Genomic DNA, 24,845 nt, shown 5'->3' with positions numbered 1-24,845 from the left:
GGGCATCTCCTTCGTCGGCGTGTCGGTGTGGGTCGGGGGTGTCACAGCCGGTACTCCAGGTCGGCGACGGCGTCCGAGTTGCGGCCGAGGAGCAGGAACAGCACCGTCCGTTCGTCGGTGCCGTCCAGCCCGAGCGCGGTGTCCATGGAGACGTTGTCGAAGCCCAGCACCGCCCCGCAGCCGACCCGTTGGGCGGTCGTGGCGCAGTACACCCGCTGGGCCACCGCGCCGATCTCGGCGTTGAGGATCCGGTAACCCCGGGGACCGTACGCGTCGAGCACGGCGTCGAGCCGTCCGGAGACGGCCAGCACCGCGCCGACCTGTCCCATGGTGTAGTTGGTGAGGAAGTACTGCTGTTGCAGGAACGCCGACATCCCGATGTCGGGTTCGGACGCGGCGGGCAGCAGCGCGTGTCGCCGGGCGCAGTAGGCGTAGCCGCCGGCGGGCAGCCCGTCGAGGTGGTTGGCGAAGACCCAGAGCCGGGTCAGCGCCGCAGCGTCGGCGGGTAGGCCGGCGTCGGCCGGGTGAGGGCGGCCGGCGGCGGCGAACGCGAGGGTGGTGCCGAGTTCGGCGACGGTCAGCTCGGGCGGCCGTCGGAACCGGCCGAAGCTGCTGGACCGGCCGGTCAGCACCGCCGACAGGGGCCGGTCGAGCAGGTCGAGGCGGGGTTCGGGGAGTTCGACCGGATCGCCGGGCAGTGGCCGGGGTGCGGCGTCCAGCACCGCGGCGGGGTCGACCGCCGGCGCGGTGGCCGCCGCCCGGTGCACCGCGGTCACGGCCGGGAACCGCCGCACCCGCTGGGAGCGTTCGTGCGCGGCGTGGCCGACCTGGACGGTTGCCGGCGTGACCTCGCCGTCCCCGGCCCGGGTGGGCACGGCGGGGTCACCGGCCCCGGTGTCGGTGTGCCAGCTCAACGGCACGACCGCGAAGACGCTCTGCTCGTCGCTGTCGAACCCGAGCAGCCGGTCCATCGGCTCCGGGTCGAAGCAGAGCAGCCGACGCAGCGGCACACCCAGCGCCGACGCCAGCAGCTCCCAGGAGCCGAGCAGCGCACCGAGATCCTGGGTGACCACGTGGTAGCAGAAGCTGTTGTACTTGAAGGAGTTCTTCCAGAACCGGATGCTCGCCACCAGGAAGCTGTCGGTGTCCTCGGGTCCGGCCAGCCCAGCTCGAACGCTGCTGCTGACGTCCCCGACCAGCAGCCGCTGGAGCACATGGCGGCCGGTGTCGTAGTGGTAGACACCGGGCAGCAGCGGCGCGGACGCCCCGGCCACCAGGTGCACCTCCACCGGGTACATACCGCCGCCGGAGGCGGTGCCCCGCCCCCAGACCGCGTGCTCGAAGTGCGCACGTTTGGCGACGTCCTGATTCCAGTTGACGGTCATCCGCCGGTCGAGCACCCCGTACGACAGCCGGAGCAGAGCCGCCAGCCGGGTCATCGACCAGCCCGTCGGTGCCGACGGCGACGCCCCGGTGAACAGGTCACGCAGGGTGGCCAGTTCGGGCAGTCGCGTCGGCAGCGGCACCGTGCGGGCAGCCGGGTACGCGGTGTGGCGGGAGGGCTGGTCGCCCCAGTCCACCTCGAAGTTGAGGGGTTCCATCGGAACCCGGGCCCGGCGGAAGACCGCCTCGGTGTACTCCCGCACGATGTCGCGGGCCGGAAGCTGCATGCCGGTGCTCCTACGGGAAGGGGTGCGGGTTCAGGTTGCGACCGGTGGCACCGAGCCGGTCCGGTCCGTGCGTGCCTCGGGCCACGTGCCGCTCCAGCCGGTCGCTGTAGAGCACCCGCTGCCGCTGCCAGCCGAAGTCGATCGGCACCAGGGCGGGGGCGACCACCGCGACCGTGTGCACCCCGGCGATCTCCTGCTCCGGGCAGGTCTGGTCGACCGCGACGACGTCACCGCCCAGCCCGGCGATCAGGCCGCCGAGGTACTCCGTGTCGGCCCACAGGTCGTCGTGGGTGGGTCGGGTCGCCAACCAGTCGCCGTACAGGTCGGTCATCGACCGCAGCGGCGGGTTGTCGAAGAGGAACCGGGCGTGGTCGGTCATCTCCGGCAGGCCGTACAGCAGGGCGTGGTGGCTGAGTTCGGTGACCTTGGTGTAGTCGCGGGTCATCTCCCGCAGTTCCGCCTCGCTGGCGGCCACCCGCTCGTCGAACCCGGGCACGTACGACGCGGTTTCGCAGACCGCCGCACGGACCGCGTCGTCGGGGTCGAGGCTGGCCCCGGCGGCGAAGCAGAGCTGCCCGAGCCCGTCGCCCCGCTTGACGGCGACCGCGGTGACCACCGGGACGGGCAGGTCGGCGCGGGTGTCGAACAGGCGCAGGTCGTACCCGAGCAGGTTCACCCGGTCGATCATGAAATGCACCCGCTCGTCGCGGCAGGTGGCCGGGTCGATCTCGGCCAGCCGCGCGGAGCCGTACCAGGCGAGCAGGAAGGCGTCCCGCTCGACCAGTTCGAGCATGCCGTGCAGCAGCGCCTCCTCCAGGCAACTGCCACTGGCGCAGCCGTTGGAGCACTCCTGGACGAACTTGCGCTGGTCGGTACGCCGGTCCAGGTAGTAGACCAGTTGCTCGGGGACCAGCCGGGGTGCCCGGTCCCGCAACGAGTAGCCCCAGACCCAGTGCATGGGCTCGGTCGGCGAGTACGGGGCGTAGTAGAGCCCGTGGCCGTGATAGAACGCCGGGTGGTAGCCGAGGCCGGCCGGGTCGAGGGCGTGCGGGGCGAGGTTGGTGTAGCTGTCGAAGACCGTGGTCGTCCTGGCCCGGGGGAACTGGCCGGCGTACCGTTCCAGCCCTTCCAGCAGCGCGTACGTCTCGCTGCTGCCGTAGCTGTTGGCGTGCCCGCTCCACCACATCTCGTGCAGGTCGTAGCGGCTGCGTACCCGGAAGTAGCCGGTCACCGGCGCGGTGGCGGTGGCATTGTAGGCACGCAGCGCGTTGCCGCCCAGCGCACCGACGAGCGGGTTGGCCAGCGCCGTCACCGGCAGGTCCAGTTCCCCGGCCGACCGCAGCCGGTACGACTCCGGATCCGGCTTGGGGCGGCTGGTCAGCGGCATGACCGCAGCTTCGGCGGTGTCCGGTACGGGACGGGCGCAGGCCGGGCACTCGGAGTCGACCAGCACCGCCACGGTCGTCGTCTCCAGGGTGTCCATGCGCAGCTGCCAGAGGCGGCCCACTCCCGGCCGGTCGGGCGGCGAGTCGGCGGCGGTGAGGAGGAGTTGCCACAGGGCGTCGACGGCGAACGGGGTCAGGTGCGGCAGCGCGCCGACCGTGCCGACTCGGGCGCCGTGCTCCAGGGCGTGACGCTCCTCGCGTACCCGGATGGCCTGCCAGCGGCGCTGCACGCAGAGCGGGCAGGGTCCGACGTGCTCCCCCTGGGTCGGCGGCGACCAGCGTGGGCCGACCAGCGCGGTGGCGCTGGACAACCAGACCGGCAGGACGTCGCCGCCGGACACCGTCTCGGCGCTGTCGCGGTTGGCGTCGATCAGCCCCAGCGCGGCGATGCGGACGGTTAGGCCGTCCAGCGGCGTCGGACCCGGCGCGGGCGGCCGGTCCTGGCGGCGTTCGTGGAGCACCTCACCGAGCTGCTTGAGGCTGCTGTCCCATCCGGTGGAGGTCGTCCGGACGTCGACGATCATGCGTTCACCTGTCTGCGGTCGTGCGGCGGGGGCGGGGTACCGGGTGCCCCGCCGACGTGGACCGCCGGCGGGGACGGTGGCGGCGGCGGTTATCCGCCGCCGCATCCGGTGCTGGTGCTGCTGCTGCAGCAGCTGGACGTGCTGCAACTGCAACAGCTCGAGCAGGAACAGCTGGAGCTGGACCAGTCCATGACCATGGCGTCGATCGCGTCGACGTCCTCGATCTCGAACGTCTCCGTCTCGAGCGCGCGTAGTTCCTCAGTGAGCTCCGGCATCTGGGTACACCTCCCCTCGGGGTGTGCGGGTCACGTCGACCGCCGGGCGTGCGGAACGTCCGGCGGCAGGTGACCTAGCTGGTGCTGCTGCAACTCGACGAGGTGCAGCTGCAACAACTGGACGTACTGCAACTGGAGCAGCTCGACGTGCTGGTGCTGCTGCTGCAGATGTCCATCAGGTCGGCGGACAGATCCGCGATGTCCTCGACCTCGAACGTCTCGGTCTGCAGGTCGCGCAGTTCGCTACGGACCGAGTCGGCGAGCGAACCGGATGTCGGGGGTTGTGTCGGCACGGACGTCTCCTTGAGCCGCGATCGGCGCCAGTGGTCCTGGTAGGGGCCGCACCACCACAATGGTTCCAGCGGAGGCACGCAGGGCTGCTCGCCGGCTCGCACCGGCGGCGGTTGGGCGTCGTGTTGCGATCCCACCAGGACGTAGGGTCATCGGCGTCGGGTTGAACCCGTTCACCCGGTCAGCCGCAGCTGGAAGTGCTGGTGCTGGTGCTGCAGCAGCTGGACGTGCTGCAACTGCAACAGCTGGAGCAGGAGCAGCTGGAGCTGCTCGCCGCGAGAATCTCCGAGCTGTCGGCGACCTCCTCGATCTCGAAGGTCTCAGTCTCCAGTTCACGCAGCTCGTCGTTCAGGGTGATCGGCATGTTTCCACCTCCTTTCACGATGTGTGCCTCGTCGGGACCACGTGTCGTGGTGGTTTCAGTCGGCCGTACGGCCGTGGTGGCGCAGCAGGACCACGCCGCTGCGGAACGCCCCGCCGGCATGGATGTCGCGGGTGGTGGTCTCCACCAGCAGCGCGCTGATCGACCGCTGGGCCAGCGCGGCCAGCACGGCGGCCCGGTCGGTCGCGGCTGGGGTGTCGGCAGGGTCGGTGGTGGAGCCGACCGGGGCGAGGTCGGCGAGGAGCGTCGCCGGCTCGAAGTCCCGCAGCACCGGGTCGCCGAGGTCGGCGTCGGTCCGCTCGAAGTGCCGCACCTGGACGTGGCCGACCGCGTCCCGCACGGCGGCCAGCCGGGTGGTGACCGGGTCGAAGCCACCGGCCAGCGCCCAGTACCGGCGGTCGGTGCCGGGCAGTTCGGTGACGGCGAGCACCGCGTGGGCCGGCGCGGCGGCCGGCAGCGCGACGACCGTCAGCCGGCAGCCGAGCCGGTGCGCCGCCTTGACCACGAACGCGGTGTCGTCGTCGCCGATCAACTCCTCGTCACCGACCAGGCGTGGGCCCGAACGACCGCGCATCGCGCTGATCAGCGCGTGGTAGGCCAGCGCGTCGGCCAGCCCACGGTCGATCACCTCGTCGAGGGTGGCCCCGACGGCGGCCCCGGCCACCGTCGGCTCGGCCCAGCCCTCGGTGTCGTGGCCGCCGGTCGGCAGTGCCAGCGCGGCCGGAACCCAGACCTCGTCGGCCCCGCCGAGCACCCGGGCGGGCAGCCACCGCCGCCGCGGGTCGTCCGGCGGTGCGCCGGCCGCCGTGTCCAGTTCCGTCCAGGACACCGGATCGGCGCCACGTTCCCGCAGTTCGGCGGCGCTCGTGGTGAGCGTGCCGGACGGGTCGGCGTACCGGCCGGCGTGGTCGCGGATCGCCGTGCGGTAGGCGGCCAGCCGGGCGCCCATCACGGTGTGCACGTCGAAGGCGGTCACCTCGCGGGGCCCACTGCGGCCGGGCAGCCGCAGCCGGGCCGTCTTCAGCGGCGCCTGTTCCAGCGGGTCGTCGACGAACCGGGTGAAGACGCCGGCGTTCGGCGCCACCAGCACCTCGGCCCGCTGGTACGTCGTCTCGTCGTCGCTGTCGGCGGGCGCCGGTGGAGTGGGCACCTCGACGTGCCGGCAGACCGGGCACGCCGGGTGCGGCAGCACTCGCTCCCGGGTGGACTCCAGCGTGGTCGTGTCCAGCAGCAGCACCCCGGTGGCAGTGTCCGCCGGGAGGGCGCCGGTGAGCACCCGGAACAGTTCGAACGCGGCGGCGTTGCCGACCATCCGGCCGGTCACCTCGGGCAGCACCGCCGGTGCGCCGACCGAGACGGCGAGTTGGCGCCAGAACCGCGCCGACGTCGCCGGATCGGCCGCGGCGGTGAGTCGCAGCTGGGCGCAGAGCCAGCACGGGGTCTGGCCGGTGGCCACGGTCGGCCCGATCACGGTGCGTTGCTCGTCCCAGTGCACCGGCACCAGCAGTGGACCGTCGCGGTGGCAGGTGCGGGCGAGGTCGGCGAGGCGGGACAGGCCCTCCGGGCCGGTGCAGTAGACGACCGCGTCGGCGCCGGCAACCGTCAGCGCCGCTGCGTGCACGTTAACCTCGGCCGCGATCTGGTCGGCGCTCAGCTCGTCGAGGTCGGCGCGGAGGGCTTCGACGTACCAGCCCGGGTCGTCCTCGGGGTACAGGTCCAGAGTGACGCATCCGTTGCGCAGCAGACCGCGGGCTGCCGCCAGTAGTGGTGCCCCGCTGCCGCCCAGCGCCACCCGGGCCTGGTGGAAGCGCAGGAACCGGCCGGTGGGGTCGTCGGCGAAGTGATCGACGAACTCGACCTGCGCGGCGAATCGACGGGCCAACGGTTGCGGCAGCTCGGTGCGCTCCCCCGCGTCCTTGGCGAAGCCGCGGGCGATCAGCGCCCGGACCAGGGTGAGCACGGTCCTGCGCTGCCCGTCGTCGAGGGTCGCGGTGAGCTGCGCGAGGGTGTGTTCACCGGTGAGGTACGGGCTCAGCGAGGTCAACCAGCGGAAGGCCGTCCTGCCCTTGATCAGGAAGGCGGTGTCCGGGCCGCGCAGGTACGCCCCGGCCGGAGCGTCGAGGAAGACCACGTCGTGCCGCAACTTCGGCCGCATTGCCAGCGTCTTCCCGGCGTCCGGCGACTCGCTCATCCACCGCTCCCATGCATCGACATCGGCCATCTCGAAAGCGACTACATGCTGCCCATGATCTACTCACCCCGTCAACAAACTCTTTCAAAAAAAGCAATGTAGTCGGTGAATGCCCCGGTCGTGAGCCGCAGCTGCGACAAAACGTCCGTTCAAGGGGCCGGAGGTTCTTCCGTGCGTCGATCGCCTCCGCTACCCTGTGGTGCGTCCGAGGCTCCAGCGCAGGTCACAGCGTCGAATGGCGTCCAACCTGGATCACAGCCACGCGGCCATACGACGCCTGCCCACCGGGCACCCCCGCCGAACTCACCGAAGGAGTTAATTGGCGATGTGCAAGCAACCCTGCGTGGCGGCACAGGAAACGAGGCACCAGACATGAACATTCGTGGAAATCGACGTGACCGGTCCCCATTGCCCGATTTTCCGGTTACGGTGTGCCGTTGATGGGTGCGAGTTTCGCCGCCGAACTGCACGAGGTCAGCAAGCGCTATCCCGGTGGGGTCACCGCGGTCGACGGGCTCAGCCTGCGGGTTCGTGAGGGTGAGGTGCTCGGTTTCCTGGGGCCCAACGGCGCCGGCAAGACCACCACGATGCGGATGCTGGTCGGGCTCGTGCGCCCGAGCGCCGGACGCATCCGCGTGCTGGGGCAACCCCCCGGACGGCAACTGGCCCGCATCGGGGCCCTGATCGAGTCACCCACCTTCTATCCACACCTGACCGGGCGGGACAACCTGCGCCTGGCCGCCCGGTACGCGGGCGTGCCCGACGCCGCCGCCGACCGGGTGCTCGACCAGGTCGGCCTGAGCTCCCGGGCCGGCTCACCGTTTCGCACCTACTCGCTGGGCATGAAGCAACGGCTCGGGGTGGCCGCCGCGCTGCTCAAGGACCCGAGCCTGCTGATCCTCGACGAGCCGACCAACGGCCTCGACCCGGCCGGTGTGGCGGAGATGCGGGAGCTGCTGCGCTCGCTCGGCCAGCACGGGCAGACCGTGCTGCTCTCCAGCCACGTGCTCGCCGAGGTCGAGCAGGTCTGCGACCGGATCGCGGTCATCGACCGGGGCCGGCTGGTCGCCGAGGGTACGCCGGACGAGCTGCGGGGCGCGCTGGGCACCGGCGTCCTGCTGATCGACGCCGACCCGATCGACGCGGCGATCACCTGCCTGCGCGGCGACGACCGGGTCCGGGCGGTGGACCAGGTCGACGGGATGTTGCGGGTCAGCACCGACCCCGCCCTGGCCGCCGCGCTCAACCGACGACTCGTCACCGCCGGCGTCGACGTCCGCGAACTGCGGGCGCTGCGTCACTCGCTGGAGGAGGCGTTCCTGGAACTGACCGCACCGGCCGCAGCCGGGCCCGAGCAGGCCGAACCGGCAGCAGTGACGACGGGAGCCAACCGATGATCGCCTCGGTACGCGCCGCCTGGTTCGCCGACCGTCGCCGTCCCGCAGTGTGGACGGTCAGCGGGACCTGGACCCTGCTCGCTCTCGCCTTCGGCATCGGCATCCCGTACCTGGTGCACCTGACGCTGGCCGGCGACCCGGAGCAGGCCGAGGCCGCCGAAACCCTGCTGAGCACCGTCCTGCCCGGCCAACTGGTCACCACCGGCATCGGACTGTTCCCGCTCTTCGGCGGGGCCATCGTGGTCATCCTCGGCGCCCTGGTCGTCGGCAACGAGTACCGCTGGGGCACGTTCAACCTGATCTTCACACAGCGCCCTCGGCGTGAGCAGGTCCTGGCCGGTCACGCCGTCGTCCTCTGTGGTCTGACCCTGCTGGTCGCCGTGGTCACCTTCGCCGCGTTGGCGCTGGTGACCGGAGTGCTGTCGATGGTGGAGGGGCGCAGCGCGGACTGGCCGCCGATCACGGACCTGACCGGGGCGGTGGCCGCCGCCTGGCTGATCTGCACCGCGCACGCCAGCATCGGCTGGTTCCTCGCGATCCTCTTCCGCAGCACCGCCACGGCGATCGCGATCGGCCTGGTGTGGACCCTGGTCCTGGAGAACGCGATCAGCGGGCTCGCCCTGGTATTGAGCCCGCTGGAGGTGCTCCAGAAACTCCTGCTGGCGCCGAGTTCGGGCGCGCTCGCCGGCGCGCTGGGCGCCCGGTCCCAGTTCGACGGGGGCACGCCCGGCGTGCTGGAATCGTCCAGTGCGGTGCTGCCGGCCACGGTCCTGCTGGGTTACACCCTGCTGATGTTCGGGCTCGGCAGCTGGCTGGCGGCGCGTCGGGACGTCAGCTGACCCGCCGGAGACGGAGGAACAGATGGAGTTCCTGCTCGCTTTCGCGTTGACCGGCCTGGTCGCCACCAGCGGCTGGATCGCCTGGGCCGGGGTGCGCGGCTGGTCCCGGTTCCGGGATCGCCGGCACGAGCTGCGGCTGGCCCGCGCCCGGTCGGCCGCGGAGCTGCGCCAAGCCGAACTGCGCCAAGCCGAACTGGCCAACGAGACCTACCAGGACTTCGTCCGCCGCCACCCGGAGCGGTGACAACGGTGGCGACCCCGCCCGGGGTCGCCACCGTTGTCGTCACGCGCGTCCGGACAGGTCCGGTCGTCCCTCGACCACCGCCACCACCTCGGTCGCGGCAACCAGCTCGGTGTCGACCGGCACCTCGATTCCGGCCAGCGGCTCTGGCGACTCGTCGCGTACGGGCAGGCCGAGCCGCCGTACCGCCTCGTCGACCAGCGCCTCGCTTGTCGACCGCAGGTCGATGACGATGCCCGGCTCGTCCGGCCAGAGCGGTTCGAGTGTCGCGGTCTGCGAGTTGAGCAGGCTGGGCGGCATGTACTCGTGGGTACGCACCGACATCCGCTCCCGGATGACCTCGGTCGGGCCGTCCAGGTGCACGAAGAACACCCCCGGCGGTCCCTGCCGCAGCAGGTCCCGGTAGGAGCGCTTGAGCGCCGAGCAGGTCAGCACCGTCGAGACGCCCTCCCGGTGCCGGGCGGTCATCCAGTCGGCCAGGGCCTGCAACCACGGCCAGCGGTCGTCGTCGTCGAGCGGTATCCCGGCCCGCATCCGCGCCACGTTGGCCTCGGAGTGGAACTCGTCGGCCTCGGCGAAGGCCAGGCCGGTCCGCGCGGCGATCCCCCGGGCCACAGTGGTCTTGCCCGCGCCGGAGACCCCCATCACCACGATGTGCCGGGTCGACGGCTCACCAGTCATGGACCGTGCCGTCCTTGAGCCGGTTGAACGGCAGGTACGCGGGCTGGTACGGGAATCGGGCGGCGGCCTCTTCGTCCAACTCGACCCCGATGCCGGGCTGCTCCCCCGGGTGCAGGTAACCGTCGGTGAAGGTGAACGACTGACGGAACACCTCGTTGGTCAGCGGACCGTGGCGCATGTACTCCTGGATGCCGAAGTTGTGGATGGCCAGGTCCAGGTGCAGCGCCGCGGCCATGCCCACCGGGGAGATGTCGGTCGGGCCGTGGATGCCGGACTTGATCTGGTACTGGGCGGCGAAGTCGAGCAGCTTGCGCATGGCGGTGATGCCGCCGGTGTGGGTGACCGCCGACCGCACGTAGTCGATCAGCTGCTCGCGGATCAGGGTCTGGTAGTCCCACACCGTGTTGAACACCTCGCCGATGGCCAGCGGTGTGGTGGTGTGCTGCCGGACCAGCCGCAGCGCCTCCTGGTTCTCCGCCGGGGTGCAGTCCTCCAGCCAGAACAGGTCGTACGGCTCCAGGGCCTTGCCGAGCTTGGCGGCCTGGATCGGGGTCATCCGGTGGTGGCCGTCGTGCAGCAGCGGCAGCTCCGGGCCGAACTCGGCCCGCACCGCCTCGAAGACCCCGGGCAGGTGCCGCAGGTAGGCGCGGGTGTCCCAGTCCTCCTCGGCGGGCAGCGGGGTGCGCTGGGCCGGCTCGTAGTCGTAGCGCTTGCCGCCGGTGCTGGGCTGGGCGGCCACCCCGTACACGGCGTTGATGCCGGGCACCGAGGTCTGCACCCGGATCGAGCGGTAGCCCTGCTCCAGGTGCGCGCGGATCGAGTCGAACAGCTCCGGCACGTCGCGGCCGGAAGCGTGGCCGTACGCCATGATGCCGTTGCGCGACGCACCGCCCAGCAGCTGGTAGAGCGGCATGCCGGCGGCCTTGGCCTTGATGTCCCACAGCGCGACGTCCACCGCGGCGATGGCGGCCATGGTGACCGGGCCGCGCCGCCAGTACGCCGAGCGGTAGAGGAACTGCCAGGCGTCCTCGATGCGGTGCGCGTCGCGCCCGATGAGCAGCGGCACCACGTGGTCGCGCAGGTACGAGGCGACGGAGAGTTCCCGGCCGTTGAGCGTGCCGTCGCCCAGGCCGGTGATGCCGTCCGCTGTGGTGATCTTCAGTGTGACGAAGTTGCGGTCAGGGCTGGAAACGATGACGTCGGCAGCGACGATCTTCACGAGGGGGTGCCTTTCTCGCAGTATCAGCGGAGGGTGGTGCCGGCGGCGTTGCCGGTCAGCAGGGAAAGCTCGTCACGGCGGGGCAGACCCTCCCAGTCGCCGTGTGCGGTGACCGCGAAGGCGCCGAGCGCCACCGCGCGCCGCAGCCGGTCGCGTAGGTCCAGTCCGTCGAGGTGGCCGGAGAGGTAGCCGGCGGTGAACGCGTCGCCGGCGCCGACGGTGTCCACCGCGGTGACCGGCACCGCGGCGAGGTGCTGCGCTCCGTCGCGGGTGTACGCGCGGGCCCCGTCGGCGCCGAGCTTGACCAGCACGGTCTGCACACCCCGGCCCAGCAGGTCGGCGACGACGCCGGACTCGTCGGTGCCGGACTCGGCGACCAGGTCCAGTTCGTCGACGGAGGCGATGACGATCGACGCGTACCCGGCCAGTGGGGTGAGCACGGCGCGGGCGGCGTCCCGGGACCAGAGCCGGGCCCGGTAGTTGACGTCCAGCGACACGGTGATGCCGGCGGCGGCCGCCTGCCGGGCCGCGAACACCGTCGCCTCCCGGGCGCTGTCGGACAACGCCGGGGTGATGCCGCTCAGGTGCAGCACCCGGGCACCCGCGGCGAGCGGCCCGGCGACGTCCTCGCCGGTCAGGGCCGAGCCGGCCGAGCCGGCCCGGTGGTACCGCACCCGGGTCACGTCGGCGGTGCGCCGTTCCAGGAACATCAGGCCGGCGGGCCGGTCGGGGTCACGACGTACGCCGTCGGCGCCCACCCCCTCGGCCCGCAGCTGGCGCAGCACGAACTCGCCGAGTTCGTCGTCGCTGACCCGGCCCACCCAGGCGGCCCGGTGGCCGAGTCGGGCCAGCCCGATCGCCACGTTCGTCTCCGCGCCGGCCAGGTGCATGGTCAGTGGACCGCCCACGGCCAGCGGCCCGGACGAGCGCAGCGACACCAACGCCTCGCCGAGGGTGAGCACGTCCACGGGCGTGGTCACTGTGGCCCCGCTTCGCGGACCGCCGCCCGGTAGGCGCGGGCCCGTTCCCGCAGCGCGTCGAGGTCGCCGCCGGAGGCGGCGTCGCCCACCAGCGGGCCGCCGACGCCGACCGCGATCGCGCCGACCGCCAGGTAGCCCGGCAGCTCGGCCAGACCCACCCCGCCGACGGCGACGAACGGGATGTCCGGGAACGGGTCGCGCACCGCCTTCAGGTACGCGGTACCGCCCACCGACGCCGGGAAGAGCTTGACCACGCTGGCACCCCACCGGACGGCGGTGTACGCCTCGGTCGGGGTGAGCGCGCCGGCGGCGACCGGCAGGCCCCGGCGGACCGCCTCGGGGATCGAGTCGACCACGGCCGGCGTCACCACGAACTGGGCGCCGGCCGCCGCCACGTCGGCCACGGCCGCCGGGGTGAGCACCGTGCCGGCACCGACCAGTGTGCCGGCGGGCGCGTCCGCCCGGATCGCCGCGATGGCCTCCAGCGCGCCCGGGGTGGTCAGCGCCACCTCGATGATCGACACGCCTTCGGCCAGCAGGGCGGTGCCGGTGGCGATCGCGGCGGCGGTGTCGGTGCCCCGGATGATCGCCAGCAGCCGTTGGGCGGTGAGTTCGGTGGTGAGCAGGTCGGTCATGGTCACCACTCCGCGTACGAACCGTCGACGTGTCGGAACATCGGGCTACGCCAGGCGTGACCCCGCTTGTCCGCCGCGCGTACCGCCTGCTCGTCGATCTCGATGCCCAGCCCCGGTGCGGTGAGGCGCTGGACGTACCCGTCGACGAAGGTCAGCGGCTGCTGGTCGACACAGTAGTCGAGCACCTCGGCGCCGAGGTTGTAGTGGATGCCGATGCTCTGCTCCTGGATCAGGTAGTTCGGCGTGGCGAACCCGACCTGCAGGCAGGCGGCCAGGGCGATCGGCCCGAGTGGGCAGTGCGGGGCCAGCTGCACGTCGAACGTCTCGGCCAGCGCGGCGATCTTGCGTACCTCGGTGATGCCGCCGGCGTGCGACAGGTCCGGCTGGGCCACCGCGATGCCGGCCTGGAGCACCGGCAGGAACTCCTGCCGGTTGTAGAGCCGTTCCCCGGTGGAGACCGGGGTGGTGGTGGAGCGGACGAACTCTCCGATCAGGTGGGAGTTCTCCGGCACCACCGGCTCCTCCAGGAAGAACGGCCGGTACGGCTCCAGCAGCGGCGCGACCCGGCGGGCGTTGGCCAGGGTGAACCGGCCGTGGAAGTCCACGGCCACGTCCCGGTGCTCGCCGAGCACCTCGCGGGCGGCGGCGACCCGCTTGACCACCTCGTCGAGTTCGGCGACGGTGGCCAGCGGGCTCATCCGCCCGGAGGCGTTCATCTTCACGGCGGTCAGTCCCGCCTCCACCCGAGCGGCGATCTGGTCGCGCACCTCGCTGGGCTCGTCACCGCCGACCCAGCCGTAGACCCGGATCCGGTCCCGGACGGGTCCGCCGAGCAGCTGGTGCACGGGGGCGCCGTACCGCTTGCCGGCGATGTCCCACAGCGCCTGGTCCAGGCCGGCGACGGCGCTGGCCAGGATCGGGCCACCTCGGTAGAAGGAGCCCTTGGTCATCACCTGCCAGTGGTCCTCGATGCGCAGCGCGTCCTGGCCGATCAGTAGTTCGCTGAGCTGCTCCACGGCGGTGCGTACGGTCTCCGAGCGGCCCTCGCAGGTGGCCTCGCCCCAGCCGACGATGCCGTCGGTGGTCTCCACCCGGACGAACAGCCAGCGTGGTGCGACGAGGAACGTCTCGACGCGGGAGATGGTGGTCATGGTGCTCAGCCCTTCGTCGCGCCTGCGGTGAGCCCGGAGACGATGTACTTCTGCACGAACAGCGCGATGATCATGATGGGCAGGGTGACCACAGTGGTCGCCGCCATCAGGCCGCCCCAGTCGATGCTGGCGTAGCCGACGAAGTCGAAGATCGCCACGGGCAGGGTCTTCGTGTCCGCGCCGGAGAGCACCAGGGCGAACATGAAGTTGTTCCAGGAGAAGATGAAGGACAGGATGCCGGCGGTCGCGATGCCCGGCACCGACAGCGGCAGGGTGACCCGACGGAACGCCCCGATCGGGGTCAGACCGTCGACCTGCGCCGCCTCCTCCAACTCGTCCGGCAGACCGTCGAAGAAGCCCATCATGATGTAGACGATCAACGGCAGCGACACGAACATGTGGCTCAGGATCAGCACGGTGAAGCCGCCGACCATGCGCAGGTTCGAGAAGACGTAGTACCAGGGCACCAGCAGCGAGACACCGGGGATGACCCGGGCCATCAGCACCACCAGCGCCGACTTGCGCATGTTGAACCGGCTCATCGCGTACGCGGCCGGCACGCCGAGCAGCAGCGACAGCACGGTCGCCGCGAAGGCCACCCAGAGGCTGTTGCCGATGAACTGGAGGTAGTTGGCCTGCTGGAGGACGGTGCCGTAGTTGTCCAGCGTGGGCGAGAAGATCAAGGCCTTGCTGGTGTCGTAGATGTCGACGTTGGTCTTGAAGGAGGCGGCGACCATCCAGACCAGCGGCGCCACCAACGAGAGCACGACGACGACCAGCGCCACCGCGCGGAAGGCCCGGAACCCGGCACTTGCCTTCATCGGGCCGCCTCCTTCTTCTTACGGGCGGTGAGCGCCCACATCACGCCGATGATGATCAGGAAGAACAGGATCAGCACCGTCGACGACAGGCCGTACTCGTTGTAGTCGAAGCTCAGGCCGTAGGCGTACACGTTGAGCGTCTCCACCTCGTGGAACGAACCACCGCCACGGCCCTTGGTCGCGTAGAGGATGTCGAAGGTCTTCAGCGCGTCGATGCCGCGCAGCAGCACCGCGACGATCACGGTGGGCATCAGCAGCGGCAGGGTGACGTGCCGGAAGCGCTGCCAGGTGCTCGCGCCGTCGATCATCGCCGCTTCCTGCGGCTCGTCGGAGAGCGAGGTCAGGCCGGCGAGCAGGATCAGCACCACCATCGGGGTCCACTGCCAGATGTCGATGAAGATCGTGGTGGGCAGCGCGCTGTTCTGCCCGGCCAGCCACGGCTGCGGGCCGATGCCGACCCAGCTGAGGATCTGGTTGGCCATACCGATGTTGGGGTCGAAGATGAGCCGCCACATCATGCCGACGGCCACCGGGGTGGCGACCAGCGGCAGCAGGATCGCGACCCGGACCCACTTCTCGCCCTTGAACGGACGCCACAGCAGCAGGGCGATCGCCATGCCGAGGACGACCTCGAAGAACAGCGCGGCACCGGTGAACGCTGCGGTCCGTCCCACGGCGGGCCAGAACCGATCGGTGTCGGTGAGCACGTCCAGGTAGTTGCGCAGGCCGATGAACTCCGACTCGGCCCGGACCGACCCCGAGGAGTCGGTGAGGCTGAGGTAGATGGTCCAGCCCAGCGGGAAAATGATCAGCGCGGCGACGAAGGCCATGGCCGGGGCCGCGAAGAGCCACTTGCGATGGTCGTTGGCCCAACGCGCCCAGCCGGGCGTGTCAGGCATGACTCCGGCGCCGCCTGGCGTCCGGCTGGGTGCGGTTACAGCTGGCATCAGATCTCCGTGAGGGGGAGGCCGGACGGGGGTGGTGGGGTCGTGACCCCACCACCCCCGCGCCCGGACTTAGCGGGCCTCGTCGTCCAGGAACTTCTGGAAGGCCTGGTTGGCGGCCTCGGCGGAGGCGGCGGCGTCCTTACCGGTGATGGCGTCGACGATCGGCTGACCGACGATCTCGCGGGCCTGCGCGACCCGCTCGACCACCGGCCGGTCGTGGCCGACACCGTTGGCCAGGCTCACGGTGATCGCGTCGGCCATGTCCTTCGGGTAGGTGGCGATGCCCTCGGGGTTCTCCCACACGGAGGTGCGGGCGCCCGGCACACCGGCCTTCTGCTGCTCCAAGGTCTGCGCCTTACCGGCGGCCCACTCGATGAACTTCCAGGAGTTGTCCTGGTTCTTCGAGGCCTCGTTGACGGCCAGCGCCCAGGAGGGGACGTTGTACGGCTTCGAGCCGGCCGGGCCGGCCGGGAACGGCGCGAAGCCGACGGTGTCGGAGACCTTCGACTTGGCCGGGTCGGTGGCGTTCTTGTAGAGCGAGTTCGCCTCGGTGTAGAAGGCGGCCTGGCCCTGGGTGAAGATCGCCATCGCCTCCGACCAGCTCATGTCGGTGCTGATGTTGGCCGGGCCGTGCTCCCGCAGCAGACCGCCGTAGTACGCGTACGCCTGCTTGGCGGCGTCGGAGCTGACCGCGGACTTGCCGGCCTCGTCGACGAAGTCGCCGCCGAAGCTGAACAGGAAGCTGGAGAACTGGGTGACCGCGGCGGCCTTGCCGGTACGCGAGACGAAGCCGGCCACACCCGGGTTGTCCGCCTCGATCTTCGCGGCCTGGGCCTTGAGCTCGTCCAGGGTCGCCGGCGGGGCGGTGAAGCCGGACTTCTCCAGCAGGTCCTTGCGGTAGTAGAGCACCTGCTGCTCGGTGATGATCGGCACGCCGACCACCTTGTCCTCGTAGGTGGTGGTGCTCAGCGGCGCCGCCTGGATGTCGGCGAGGTCGAAGTCGCTGCTGCCCTTGGCCTTGTCGGTGAGGTCGGCGAGGTACTTGTTCTTGGCGAACAGCCGGCCTTCCTGCAGCGGGCGGTACATCATCACGTCGATGTCGCTGGAGCCGGCGTTCAGCTTGACGTTGTACTGGTCCGACAGCTGGTCCTCACCGAGCTGGGTGACCTCGACCTTGATGCCGGTCTCCCGCTCGAACTCCGGCAACGCCTTCCGGATGTTCTCGGTCCAGACATGGTTGACCAGGGTCACGCGCACGGTGTCGGAGGAGCCGCTGTCGTCGCCGCCACCGCAGGCGGACAACGTCAAGGCGGACACCATCGCCAGAGATATCCCGATTTTTGACCGACGTCCCACGTCCGTCTCTCCTTCTGTGTTGGTCGCGACCCCGGGGGGACGGGCACGACAACGGGTTTTTACATCCGCTTAACGTCCGGATGCTAGGCCGAAAAAGCAGACTTATACAAGGGGTACCTCGGACTGATATGATCCGTGACGTGATTGTGCCCTCACCGGGGGTTGCACCCGCACAGGCCGCCCCTGCCGAGGCTGGGCTGCACGGACGCGTCCTCGACCACCTCGGCACCGCCATCTGCGGCGGTGAACTGGCCGCCGGCGCCGTGCTCAACATCGATGAACTGGTCGACCGCTACGCGGTGTCCCGCTCGGTGATCCGAGAGGTGCTGCGGGTGCTCGCGTCGATGGGGTTCATCGAGACGCGCCGCCGGGTCGGCGTCATGATCCGCTCAGCCGATCACTGGAACGTCTTCGATCCCCAGGTGATCCGCTGGCGGCTGGCCTCGGCCGGACGCATCGCCCAGATCCGCTCGATCACCGAGCTGCGCACCGCCATCGAGCCGCACGCCGCGTGGCTGGCCGCCCAGCGCGTCGACCACGACGACGCGAGCGAGCTGGTGGGGCTCGCCGCGAAGATGTGGGCCGCCGGCAAGGCCGGCGACGAGGAGCGCTTCCTGCGCCTGGACATCGAGTTCCATCAGCGGGTGCTGCGCGCCTCCGGCAACGAGATGTTCGTCAAGCTCCAGGACCTGGTCGCCGAGGTGCTCATCGGCCGGCATCACTACCACCTGATGCCGCACTACCCGCACGAGCAGGCCCTGCAACTGCACGCCGAGGTCGCCCAGGGGATCCAACGACACGACGGCGACAGCGCCCGCCGGGCCATGGTGCAGATCATGGAGCACGCGTTCGAGGAGATGTCGTCGATCTGGGAGCAGACGCTGCACGACCCGCACCCGGCCTGAACCCCGGTCACCGCGGTCGGATCAGCCACTCCCAGGCCCGACGCAGGCCCAGCCGTACCGGGTCGTCGGACTCCTCCACCTGCTCGGCCGGCATGTCCGAGCCCGGCTCGTGCAACTGCCCGGCCGGCACCGACAGCACCACACCCCGCTCGTGGAGTTCGGCGATCTGCTCCCGGTAGGCGAAGCGGTGGGCATGGTGCTCCCGGGACGGTTCGATGATCACGCCATGGAAGATGTCCTGCGCCTCGTCGGCGACGACATGCTCGACGACCCCGACGAACGCACCGCCGGGGGCGTAGACCGGGACACCGGTGCCGAGGGCGAGGTACGAGACCTTTGCACCGAGATCCGTCACTGTCCCGCTCCTTCGGTACGCGTCGGCGGCCGCCCGTCCGGTGAGAGGGCTGCCATACCCGCTCCCGCCCTGCGCACACGTCCGCCGGGACCGCGCCGGACACAGCGCGGGCATACGATGCCGCGCATGGCGTTGCTGCACCGGGCGGAGATCCGCCCCACCAAGCTCGAACTGCTGACCGCCTGGCTGCCCAGCCGTGGCTGGTACCAGGGTGACGCCGCAGCCGAGGTGGTGCGGGTGGCCGCGTACCGGTTCGACGACCCGGCCGGTGAGGTCGGCATCGAGACCCTGCTGGTCCGCGCCGGGGCCGGCCCGGTCCACCAGGTGCCGCTGACCTACCGTGGCGCGCCGCTGCCGTCCGCCGACGCCTGGCTGATCGGCACCGTGGAGCACTCGGTGCTGGGCACCCGCTGGGTCTACGACGCCTGCGCCGATCCGGTGTACGCCGCCGCGCTGGCCGACGCCGTTCTGGCCGGCACCGGGCAGGCCGAGGAGTACTTCGAGGTCGACGGCCACCGTGAGGTGCGCGCGCCGAACATGGAGATCACCAGCGACTCGGGCGGCATCGATGTGCCGACCGTCGGCGCGATCCGCCGGGTGGTGGACGGCACCCTGACCGTGATCGTCACCGACACGGTGGAGTTGACTCTGGTTCGCCGTCCCGGCGTGGCCGCTGCCACGCTGACCGGCGCCTGGGACGATGTCAGCATGCCCTTGGCGTACGCCTCGGTGCGCTGACGCCCTCGTCCCTGGCGTCTTTCGGCGCGATGGTGCCCCAGCGACAGGGCAGCCTGGGACCATCGATGCATACCGAGTATGCTCCGATCTCATGCGACACCACCCCGACCGCCGCAGCATCGCGCTCACCGCCGTACTCGGCGGACTGCTGCTCGGCATCCTCGACTTCATCTGGATCAAGTTCGTCCCCTTCCCCTTCGCCGACCTGGGCAACTCCAGTGCGGTCTGGGCGGTCGCCGCGTTCGCCTTCGGCTTCTGGGTCCGGACCGGCTGGGTACGCGCGGCCGTCGGCGCCGCCGTCGCGCTCGTCGTCGCGGTCCCCGGCTACTACGCCGCGGCGGCGGTCATCCAGGGCGACGACTGGTCGATACTGTGGGCACCCACCTCGCTGCTCTGGATGAGCTTCGGGGTCCTCGCCGGAGTGGTCTTCGGCATCGGCGGTGTCTGGGCGCACGACCGAGGGTGGCGACAACCGGTCGGCATCGCCCTGCCCGGCGCGGTCCTGTTCGCCGAGGCCCTGATCGATGCCAGCCGGATCAACCACCCGAACTACGGCATCGACCCGCTCTGGGACGTACTGATCAAGACCACGCTGGGCGTCCTGGTCGTGGTCGTCGTCGCCCGCGGCACCCGGGCGCGACTGCTCGCGCTGGCCACCGCACTCCCCCTGGCTCTCGTCGGCTTCTTGGCCTTCCGACTGGCCGGCTTCGGCGCCTGACCCGAGACCACCCCCACCGCATCGACTCGCCCGCTCACCCGATCGCGACCGGACGATCTCGGCGGCGCGAGGCGGGCGGCGAGCCGGCCACCCTGCTGTCCGGTGCGGTCCTCAGTCGGTGAACGAGGCGAGATCCAGTCGGGCCAGGCGGTCCGGGTCGGCGATCACGTCGATCTCGGCGATCAGTCCGGCCGAGACGGTGAAGGCCATCACCGACAACGGCCGCCCGGCCGCGGTCACCACCACACCGGCGCTGCCGTTGATCACGGCCGGCCGGGCGAACGGAGAGAACCGGCCGAAGGTGACGGCCTGGGCGGCGACGTCCCGGGCCCCGGTGAGCACGGTGGTGTGCCGGGTACGGGCCACGCCACCGTCGGAACGCAGCACCACGTCCGGATGCAGGACCCCCACCAGCGCGTCGAGGTCACCGTGGCGGGCGGCGGCGAGGAAGGCGTCGACCACCTGCCGCTGCCGGGCCAGGTCGGCGTCCGGTCGGGGGACCTGGCCGCGTACCCGTCGGCGGGCCCGGCTGGCCAGTTGCCGCGCCGCCGTCGGTGACCGGTCGATCATCGGCGCGATCTCGTCGAACGGTACGGCGAACATGTCGTGCAGCACGAAGGCGAGCCGCTCCGCCGGAGTGAGGGTGTCCAGGACCACCAGCAACGCCAACCCCACCGAGTCGGCAAGCACGGCAGCGTACTCGGGATCGTCCGGGCCGGCCGGTGCGACCACCGGGTCGGGTACCCGCACGTCCAGTGGCTCCTCCCGGCGACGCCGGCGGCCGCGCAGCGTGTTCAGACTGACCCGGGCGACCACCGTGGTCAGCCAGGCGGCGAGGTTGTCCACCCCGTCGACGTCGGTACGGGACAGCCGCAGCCAGGTCTCCTGCACCGCGTCATCGGCCTCGCCGAGAGAGCCCAGCATCCGGTAGGCCACCGCGTGCAGGTGCGGCCGATGCTCCTCGAACCGCTCGGCCAACCAGGTACGCCCGTCCATGTCGTTCCTTTCGGCTGGACCGACCGGTCGTTAACAAGGGGCCCTTCCTCTACCGCAGGCGTTAGGAAGGGGCCCTTCCTAACGCTTCGACCCCACCGCGCGCCCGGACGTGACCGCGGGTGATCCAGCTCACCCGGATGTCACGTCGATCGGTTGGGCAGGGTCGAGCCGGTGAAGCCACGAACGGTAATCGACCGCGAGCGCACTGCCCGGTCCTGGCGCAGGGAGAACGTCGTGCACCCACCGATTCTCGTCACCGGCGGCACCGGCACCCTCGGCCGACTGGTCGTCCCACTGCTGCACGAGGCCGGCCACCGGGTTCGGGTCCTCAGCCGCAACGGCGGGCAGCCCTCCCCCGGTGTCACCCACGTCACCGGCGACCTGGCCACCGGGGAGGGCATAGACGCGGCGGTCCGCGACGTGCAGATCGTGCTGCACCTGGCCGGCGGCCAGAAGGGCGACGACCAGCTGGCGCGCACCCTGGCGCGGGCCGCGCGGCAGGCCAGCGTACGCCATCTGGTTTTCGTCTCGGTGATCGGAGCGGACCGGGTGCCGCTGGCCTGGCTGCGGACGAAATTCGCCGCCGAGCAGGCTGTCGCCGACTCCGGCGTGCCGTGGACGACGCTGCGCGCCGCCCAGTTCCACGAACTGACCCTGACCCTGGTCCGAAAGATGTCCGCCCTGCCGGTGATCCCGGCACCCGGCGGGATGCGGCTGGAACCGGTGGACGGCCGCGAGGTCGCAGCCCGGCTCGCCGCGCTGGCCCTGGCCGCACCGGCCGGCCTGGTGCCCGACCTGGCCGGCCCGCAGGTGTACGCGCTGGGCGAGCTGATCCGCAGCTACCTGCGGGCCACCGGCCGAAGCCGGCTGCGGATGCCGGTACGGATGCCCGGCAGCGCGGGTCGCGCCTACCGGCAAGGGGCGAACCTGAGCCTGCCCGGCGCGACGAGAGGCACCCGCACCTGGGGGCAGTTCCTCACCGACCAGGTCGGGCGCCCGGCGTCGGCCTAGAAAGGGCCGGGCCCGGTCGGGACACGGGGGTCTCCCGGCCGGGCCCGGCCGCGTGCGCCACCGGCTCTACAGGCGGGTCGGCTGCACGGGGAACGATGCGTAACGGGGCAGGTCGGTGTCGTCGAAGTCGAAGGCCAACTCGTTGACCACCTCGACGACGCCGCTCACCCGGGCGGCGAGCCGCCCCGCGATGTCGACCGCGGAACGCCGGTCCAGCCGACCGGTCATGGTCACCGCACCGTCGCGTACCTCGACCCGGACGGCGCCCTCGCGTACCGCCAGCACCCGACGCAGCACCTCCTGCACCACGTCGTGGCGGACGTCCGCGTCCGGGCGCAGGTGCACCCGCAACAGGTCGGAACGGGTCACGATGCCGACGACCCGGCCCAGGTCGTCCACCACCGGCAGGCGTTTGACCTGCTCACGGTCCATCAGCTTGGCTGCGGCGACCAGCGAGGTGTGCGGTGAGGTGGTCACCGCCGGGGTCGTCATCAGCTCCCGGGCGTTGTCCGCCTCACCCTTGCGGCGCGACCTGCGCTGCCGGGCGCCCTCGAAGACCCGCCGCTCGTGCGGCTCACCCATCCACTCCACCTTGTGCAGCAGGTCCGCCTCGGACACCACGCCCAGCACGTGCCCAAAATCGTCCACCACCGGCACGGCGCTGACCCGCCGCTCGGCAAGCAGATCGACGATCTGCCGGTACGGCGTCTGCTCCACCACCGTGGCGACGTCCCTGGTCATCACGTCTTCCACCTGCCAGGCCCGCATCACGACCTCCTCTGTAAGTCTTGCGAATCCACGCTATGCCGGGGACGGTCGGGCAGGTCAGTGCTGCCCGACCCGCCTCGACAGGACCTCTGGCCCACCCCGACCAGGCCCGTCGGCGAGCAACCGGACAGCGCGCCCGGTGGCGGTGGTCAAACCGCCCGGACCGGGACGGTGGTGGCGGCGCGGGTGGACCCGGCGGCGGCCGCGCGCGGGGCAGCACGCAGCGCGACCGGTTGATAACGTGACGGCGACCTCGCCTCTGGCGACCGGCGATGTCCCGGGAGGCTCGCATGTGGGCGGACGAGGCTGCGCTGGACGCGACGCAACACCGGCTCGACGAGTGGGAGACGTCGCTCGCCGACCGGGCGCAACGGGCCCGGTCCCTGTCGGCACGCGTCAGCACCCTCACCGGCACCGCCCACAACGCCGACCGCAGCGTCGAGGTCACCGTCGACTCGGCAGGCCAACTGGTCGACCTGCGGCTGGACGAACGGATCCGCCAACAGTCCGCGGCGCACACCGCGCGGCAGGTGCTGGCCACCACCCGAGCCGCACAGGCCGACCTGCTGCGCCGCATCACCACGGCGACCACCGAGACCCTCGGCGACGACGACCCGGCCGGGCCGGCGCTGCTGGACTCCTACCGCCGTCGCCTGACCGGGCAGGGCGCACCGGATGCCGACCGGTGAGCGCATCCAGGTCGACCCCGACGACCTGGTGACCCATGCCGCAGGCCTCGACCGGCACGCCGACACCCTCGACACCGCCCGACAGGCCGGCCAGCACGTCCGGCTCAGCGCCGACGCGTACGGTCAACTCTGCGCGATCATGCCCACACTGCTCGACGGCCTGCAACGAATCCTGGTCGACGGCATCGGCACCGCCGCCACCTCGGTCCGCGACACCGCCGGCCGGTTACGCACCAGCGCCGACAACTACCGGGCCACCGACACTCGCGCCCAGCACAGCCTGGATCGGGTACGGAACGCCCGGTGACCAGCAACCCGCTCGTCGCCGCCCCGGTGCACACCGGGCCGAGCCCGTGGGCGGGAGCCTGGATCCTCGAAGACATCGAGCTGATCCACCAGGGTGTCACCACCGGCAGTTGGATCGACGGCACCCTCGGCGTGGTCAGCGCCGGCCTGGACGCTCTCGCGTTCGTCTCCGACCCGGTCGGCGCCCTGCTCCAGTACGGCATCGCCTGGCTCATCGAACACGTCAAACCCCTCAGCGAAGCCCTCGACTGGCTCGCCGGTGACCCGGCCCAGATCACCGCACACGCCCAGACCTGGCGCAACGTGGCATCCTCGCTGCGCGACGAGGCCGCCACGCTGGCCCGCGACGTCACCACCGACATCGCGGCCTGGCAGGGCGAGGCCGCCCACGCCTACCGTGCCTGGTCCACCGAACAACGCCAGGCCCTCACCGGCCTCGCCCAGGGCGCCGACACGATGGCCGCCATCACCGAAGGCACCGCAGGCCTGGTCGCCGCCGTCCGACTGCTGGTCCGCGACGCCATCGCCACCTGCGTCTCCCGCCTCATCGTGTACGCCACCGAACTCATCGCCACCGCCGGCCTGGCCACTCCCCTGGTCGTCGAACAGGTCACCACGCTGGTCGCCGCCTGGGCTGCCCGCATCGCCCGGCTGCTGCGCGGACTGCTCAACAGCCTCCGTCACCTCATCCCCACCATCCGCCGCCTCGGCACCCTCATCGACCAGCTCAAACAAGCCCTCGCCCGACTCCGCAACACGCCACCCGGAGGCCGACGATCGCCGGAGGAGAACCCGCGCGGACAACGCCAGCCCGGCAGCGAGCCGAGGCCTCCCGATTTCGACCCAGGCAAGCACCGGGGTGCGCTCGGAGACGATTTCCGTCCAGGCACACAGGATCCTCACGGCCTGTTCGACGACAAGGAGCGGCACGTCGCCGACCGGCTCGGTGCCGAAGGCATCATGGTGCATCCGCGGGAGCGCATCGACGACATCGAGTTCCAGAAGAACCCTGATGCGATGACCCGTGCCGGTCCTGATGACCCGGGTGTGGTGACCGAGCTCAAGAGTCTCAATCAGGCCAGCAGTGAAGCCGTCCGACGTAACATCCTGACGGCCGGCAAACAGCTGGAACAAGAAGGTGGCGGCGACGTGGTGATAGATGGTCGCGCGGTGGGTCTCACCGAAGATGAGGCGCGCAGAGGGTACGCCCGAGCGGTTGGACATCACCGGCAGCACGGCACTCCGCTACCGGATCGCGTCCAGATCATCCTCGGCGAGGATCGGATCATCACTCTGCCCGACGGGCCACGGTGA

At 71.1% G+C, this 24,845-nt stretch carries 27 protein-coding genes; 10 read left to right on the top strand and 17 right to left on the bottom strand.

Annotated features, from left to right (window positions below):
* Nucleotides 1-41: 41 nt before the first annotated feature.
* From JMF97_RS08305 to JMF97_RS08280, 6 genes are all read right to left on the bottom strand, one after another.
* Nucleotides 42-1,670 (bottom strand): SagB family peptide dehydrogenase, encoded by a 1,629-nt coding sequence (locus JMF97_RS08305; protein ID WP_203221021.1) that lies wholly within the window; start codon nt 1,668-1,670, stop codon nt 42-44.
* A 10-nt stretch (nt 1,671-1,680) separates the two neighbouring features.
* Nucleotides 1,681-3,639: a TOMM precursor leader peptide-binding protein gene (locus JMF97_RS08300; protein WP_203221020.1), complete on the bottom strand. Its 1,959-nt coding sequence runs from the start codon at nt 3,637-3,639 to the stop codon at nt 1,681-1,683.
* Nucleotides 3,640-3,728: 89 nt separating this feature from the next.
* Complete coding sequence (locus tag JMF97_RS32205) at nt 3,729-3,914, bottom strand: thiazolylpeptide-type bacteriocin (RefSeq protein WP_046564718.1); 186 nt, start codon at nt 3,912-3,914, stop codon at nt 3,729-3,731.
* A gap of 74 nt (nt 3,915-3,988) precedes the next feature.
* Entirely contained in the window at nt 3,989-4,207 is a 219-nt protein-coding gene (locus tag JMF97_RS08290; protein ID WP_081476133.1) for a thiazolylpeptide-type bacteriocin, read from the bottom strand.
* Between the two features lie 179 nt (nt 4,208-4,386).
* Nucleotides 4,387-4,569, bottom strand: coding sequence for a hypothetical protein (locus JMF97_RS08285; RefSeq protein ID WP_203221019.1), 183 nt, complete (start codon nt 4,567-4,569; stop codon nt 4,387-4,389).
* A gap of 55 nt (nt 4,570-4,624) precedes the next feature.
* Nucleotides 4,625-6,778 carry a TOMM precursor leader peptide-binding protein gene (locus JMF97_RS08280; protein WP_203221018.1) on the bottom strand — a complete coding sequence of 718 codons (2,154 nt, stop codon included), beginning with the start codon at nt 6,776-6,778 and terminating at the stop codon, nt 4,625-4,627.
* Between the two features lie 440 nt (nt 6,779-7,218).
* On the opposite strand from JMF97_RS08280, the gene JMF97_RS08275 reads away from it, so the two are divergent.
* Genes JMF97_RS08275 through JMF97_RS08265 form a run of 3 tightly spaced genes read left to right on the top strand, consistent with a single transcriptional unit; the run spans nt 7,219 to nt 9,258 of the window.
* Complete coding sequence (locus tag JMF97_RS08275) at nt 7,219-8,175, top strand: ABC transporter ATP-binding protein (RefSeq protein ID WP_203221441.1); 957 nt, start codon at nt 7,219-7,221, stop codon at nt 8,173-8,175.
* A complete protein-coding gene (locus tag JMF97_RS08270; RefSeq protein WP_203221017.1) occupies nt 8,172-9,014 on the top strand; it encodes a DUF2705 family protein in 843 nt (280 codons plus the stop codon). Before JMF97_RS08275 ends, JMF97_RS08270 begins: the two co-directional genes overlap by 4 nt.
* Before the next feature lie 22 nt (nt 9,015-9,036).
* Complete coding sequence (locus tag JMF97_RS08265; protein ID WP_126711018.1) at nt 9,037-9,258, top strand: hypothetical protein; 222 nt, start codon at nt 9,037-9,039, stop codon at nt 9,256-9,258.
* A gap of 39 nt (nt 9,259-9,297) precedes the next feature.
* Here JMF97_RS08265 and JMF97_RS08260 read toward each other — a convergent pair whose 3' ends face one another.
* The 8 genes from JMF97_RS08260 to JMF97_RS08225 all read right to left on the bottom strand — a co-directional run bounded on the left by JMF97_RS08260 (nt 9,298) and on the right by JMF97_RS08225 (nt 17,006).
* The gene (locus JMF97_RS08260) at nt 9,298-9,936 is read right to left on the bottom strand and encodes a gluconokinase (RefSeq protein ID WP_203221016.1); all 639 of its coding nucleotides are present in this window, start codon (nt 9,934-9,936) and stop codon (nt 9,298-9,300) included.
* Nucleotides 9,926-11,155 carry a D-mannonate dehydratase ManD gene (manD, locus tag JMF97_RS08255; protein WP_203221015.1) on the bottom strand — a complete coding sequence of 410 codons (1,230 nt, stop codon included), beginning with the start codon at nt 11,153-11,155 and terminating at the stop codon, nt 9,926-9,928. The genes JMF97_RS08260 and manD overlap by 11 nt, the downstream gene beginning before the upstream one ends.
* Nucleotides 11,156-11,178: 23 nt before the next feature.
* Nucleotides 11,179-12,135: a sugar kinase gene (locus JMF97_RS08250; RefSeq protein WP_203221014.1), complete on the bottom strand. Its 957-nt coding sequence runs from the start codon at nt 12,133-12,135 to the stop codon at nt 11,179-11,181.
* A complete protein-coding gene (locus tag JMF97_RS08245; RefSeq protein WP_238359031.1) occupies nt 12,132-12,770 on the bottom strand; it encodes a bifunctional 4-hydroxy-2-oxoglutarate aldolase/2-dehydro-3-deoxy-phosphogluconate aldolase in 639 nt (212 codons plus the stop codon). Before JMF97_RS08245 ends, JMF97_RS08250 begins: the two co-directional genes overlap by 4 nt.
* A 2-nt stretch (nt 12,771-12,772) precedes the next feature.
* Nucleotides 12,773-13,921 carry a galactonate dehydratase gene (gene dgoD / locus JMF97_RS08240; protein ID WP_102658272.1) on the bottom strand — a complete coding sequence of 383 codons (1,149 nt, stop codon included), beginning with the start codon at nt 13,919-13,921 and terminating at the stop codon, nt 12,773-12,775.
* A gap of 5 nt (nt 13,922-13,926) precedes the next feature.
* On the bottom strand, nt 13,927-14,742 hold the full coding sequence (locus JMF97_RS08235; RefSeq protein WP_203221012.1) for a carbohydrate ABC transporter permease: 816 nt from the start codon (nt 14,740-14,742) through the stop codon (nt 13,927-13,929).
* Nucleotides 14,739-15,641 carry a carbohydrate ABC transporter permease gene (locus tag JMF97_RS08230; RefSeq protein WP_203221011.1) on the bottom strand — a complete coding sequence of 301 codons (903 nt, stop codon included), beginning with the start codon at nt 15,639-15,641 and terminating at the stop codon, nt 14,739-14,741. The genes JMF97_RS08235 and JMF97_RS08230 overlap by 4 nt, the downstream gene beginning before the upstream one ends.
* 117 nt (nt 15,642-15,758) lie before the next feature.
* Nucleotides 15,759-17,006, bottom strand: a complete 1,248-nt coding sequence (locus JMF97_RS08225) for an ABC transporter substrate-binding protein (RefSeq protein WP_307816869.1) — start codon at nt 17,004-17,006, stop codon at nt 15,759-15,761.
* Nucleotides 17,007-17,185: 179 nt separating this feature from the next.
* On the opposite strand from JMF97_RS08225, the gene JMF97_RS08220 reads away from it, so the two are divergent.
* On the top strand, nt 17,186-17,950 hold the full coding sequence (locus JMF97_RS08220; RefSeq protein ID WP_307816823.1) for a FadR/GntR family transcriptional regulator: 765 nt from the start codon (nt 17,186-17,188) through the stop codon (nt 17,948-17,950).
* Between the two features lie 7 nt (nt 17,951-17,957).
* On the opposite strand, the gene JMF97_RS08215 is transcribed toward JMF97_RS08220, so the two are convergent.
* Nucleotides 17,958-18,305, bottom strand: coding sequence for a hypothetical protein (locus JMF97_RS08215; RefSeq protein ID WP_203221008.1), 348 nt, complete (start codon nt 18,303-18,305; stop codon nt 17,958-17,960).
* A gap of 126 nt (nt 18,306-18,431) precedes the next feature.
* Here JMF97_RS08215 and JMF97_RS08210 point away from each other — a divergent pair, with 126 nt between their 5' ends.
* Entirely contained in the window at nt 18,432-19,043 is a 612-nt protein-coding gene (locus JMF97_RS08210; protein ID WP_203221007.1) for a CG0192-related protein, read from the top strand.
* A gap of 91 nt (nt 19,044-19,134) precedes the next feature.
* Nucleotides 19,135-19,761, top strand: a complete 627-nt coding sequence (locus JMF97_RS08205; protein ID WP_203221006.1) for a DUF6518 family protein — start codon at nt 19,135-19,137, stop codon at nt 19,759-19,761.
* Nucleotides 19,762-19,872: 111 nt separating this feature from the next.
* Here JMF97_RS08205 and sigJ read toward each other — a convergent pair whose 3' ends face one another.
* Nucleotides 19,873-20,757, bottom strand: a complete 885-nt coding sequence (gene sigJ, locus JMF97_RS08200; protein WP_203221005.1) for an RNA polymerase sigma factor SigJ — start codon at nt 20,755-20,757, stop codon at nt 19,873-19,875.
* A gap of 234 nt (nt 20,758-20,991) precedes the next feature.
* Here sigJ and JMF97_RS08195 point away from each other — a divergent pair, with 234 nt between their 5' ends.
* On the top strand, nt 20,992-21,768 hold the full coding sequence (locus JMF97_RS08195; protein ID WP_203221004.1) for an SDR family oxidoreductase: 777 nt from the start codon (nt 20,992-20,994) through the stop codon (nt 21,766-21,768).
* A gap of 66 nt (nt 21,769-21,834) precedes the next feature.
* Here the strand turns inward: JMF97_RS08195 and JMF97_RS08190 are convergent, their stop codons facing one another.
* On the bottom strand, nt 21,835-22,536 hold the full coding sequence (locus JMF97_RS08190; protein WP_203221003.1) for a CBS domain-containing protein: 702 nt from the start codon (nt 22,534-22,536) through the stop codon (nt 21,835-21,837).
* Nucleotides 22,537-22,826: 290 nt separating this feature from the next.
* Here JMF97_RS08190 and JMF97_RS08185 point away from each other — a divergent pair, with 290 nt between their 5' ends.
* From JMF97_RS08185 to JMF97_RS31175, 3 genes are read left to right on the top strand one after another with little or no spacing between them, the layout of a single operon-like run.
* Nucleotides 22,827-23,225: a YbaB/EbfC family nucleoid-associated protein gene (locus JMF97_RS08185; protein WP_203221002.1), complete on the top strand. Its 399-nt coding sequence runs from the start codon at nt 22,827-22,829 to the stop codon at nt 23,223-23,225.
* Nucleotides 23,212-23,532: a type VII secretion target gene (locus tag JMF97_RS08180; protein WP_203221001.1), complete on the top strand. Its 321-nt coding sequence runs from the start codon at nt 23,212-23,214 to the stop codon at nt 23,530-23,532. The genes JMF97_RS08185 and JMF97_RS08180 overlap by 14 nt, the downstream gene beginning before the upstream one ends.
* Nucleotides 23,529-24,845, top strand: coding sequence for a WXG100-like domain-containing protein (locus tag JMF97_RS31175; protein ID WP_238359029.1), 1,317 nt, complete (start codon nt 23,529-23,531; stop codon nt 24,843-24,845). Before JMF97_RS08180 ends, JMF97_RS31175 begins: the two co-directional genes overlap by 4 nt.

The sequence above is a fragment of the Micromonospora fiedleri genome (assembly GCF_016774385.1).
GTDB lineage: Bacteria > Actinomycetota > Actinomycetes > Mycobacteriales > Micromonosporaceae > Micromonospora > Micromonospora gifhornensis.
Note: the sequence above shows the minus strand (reverse complement) of the source record. Positions and strands in the feature narration are given on the sequence as shown.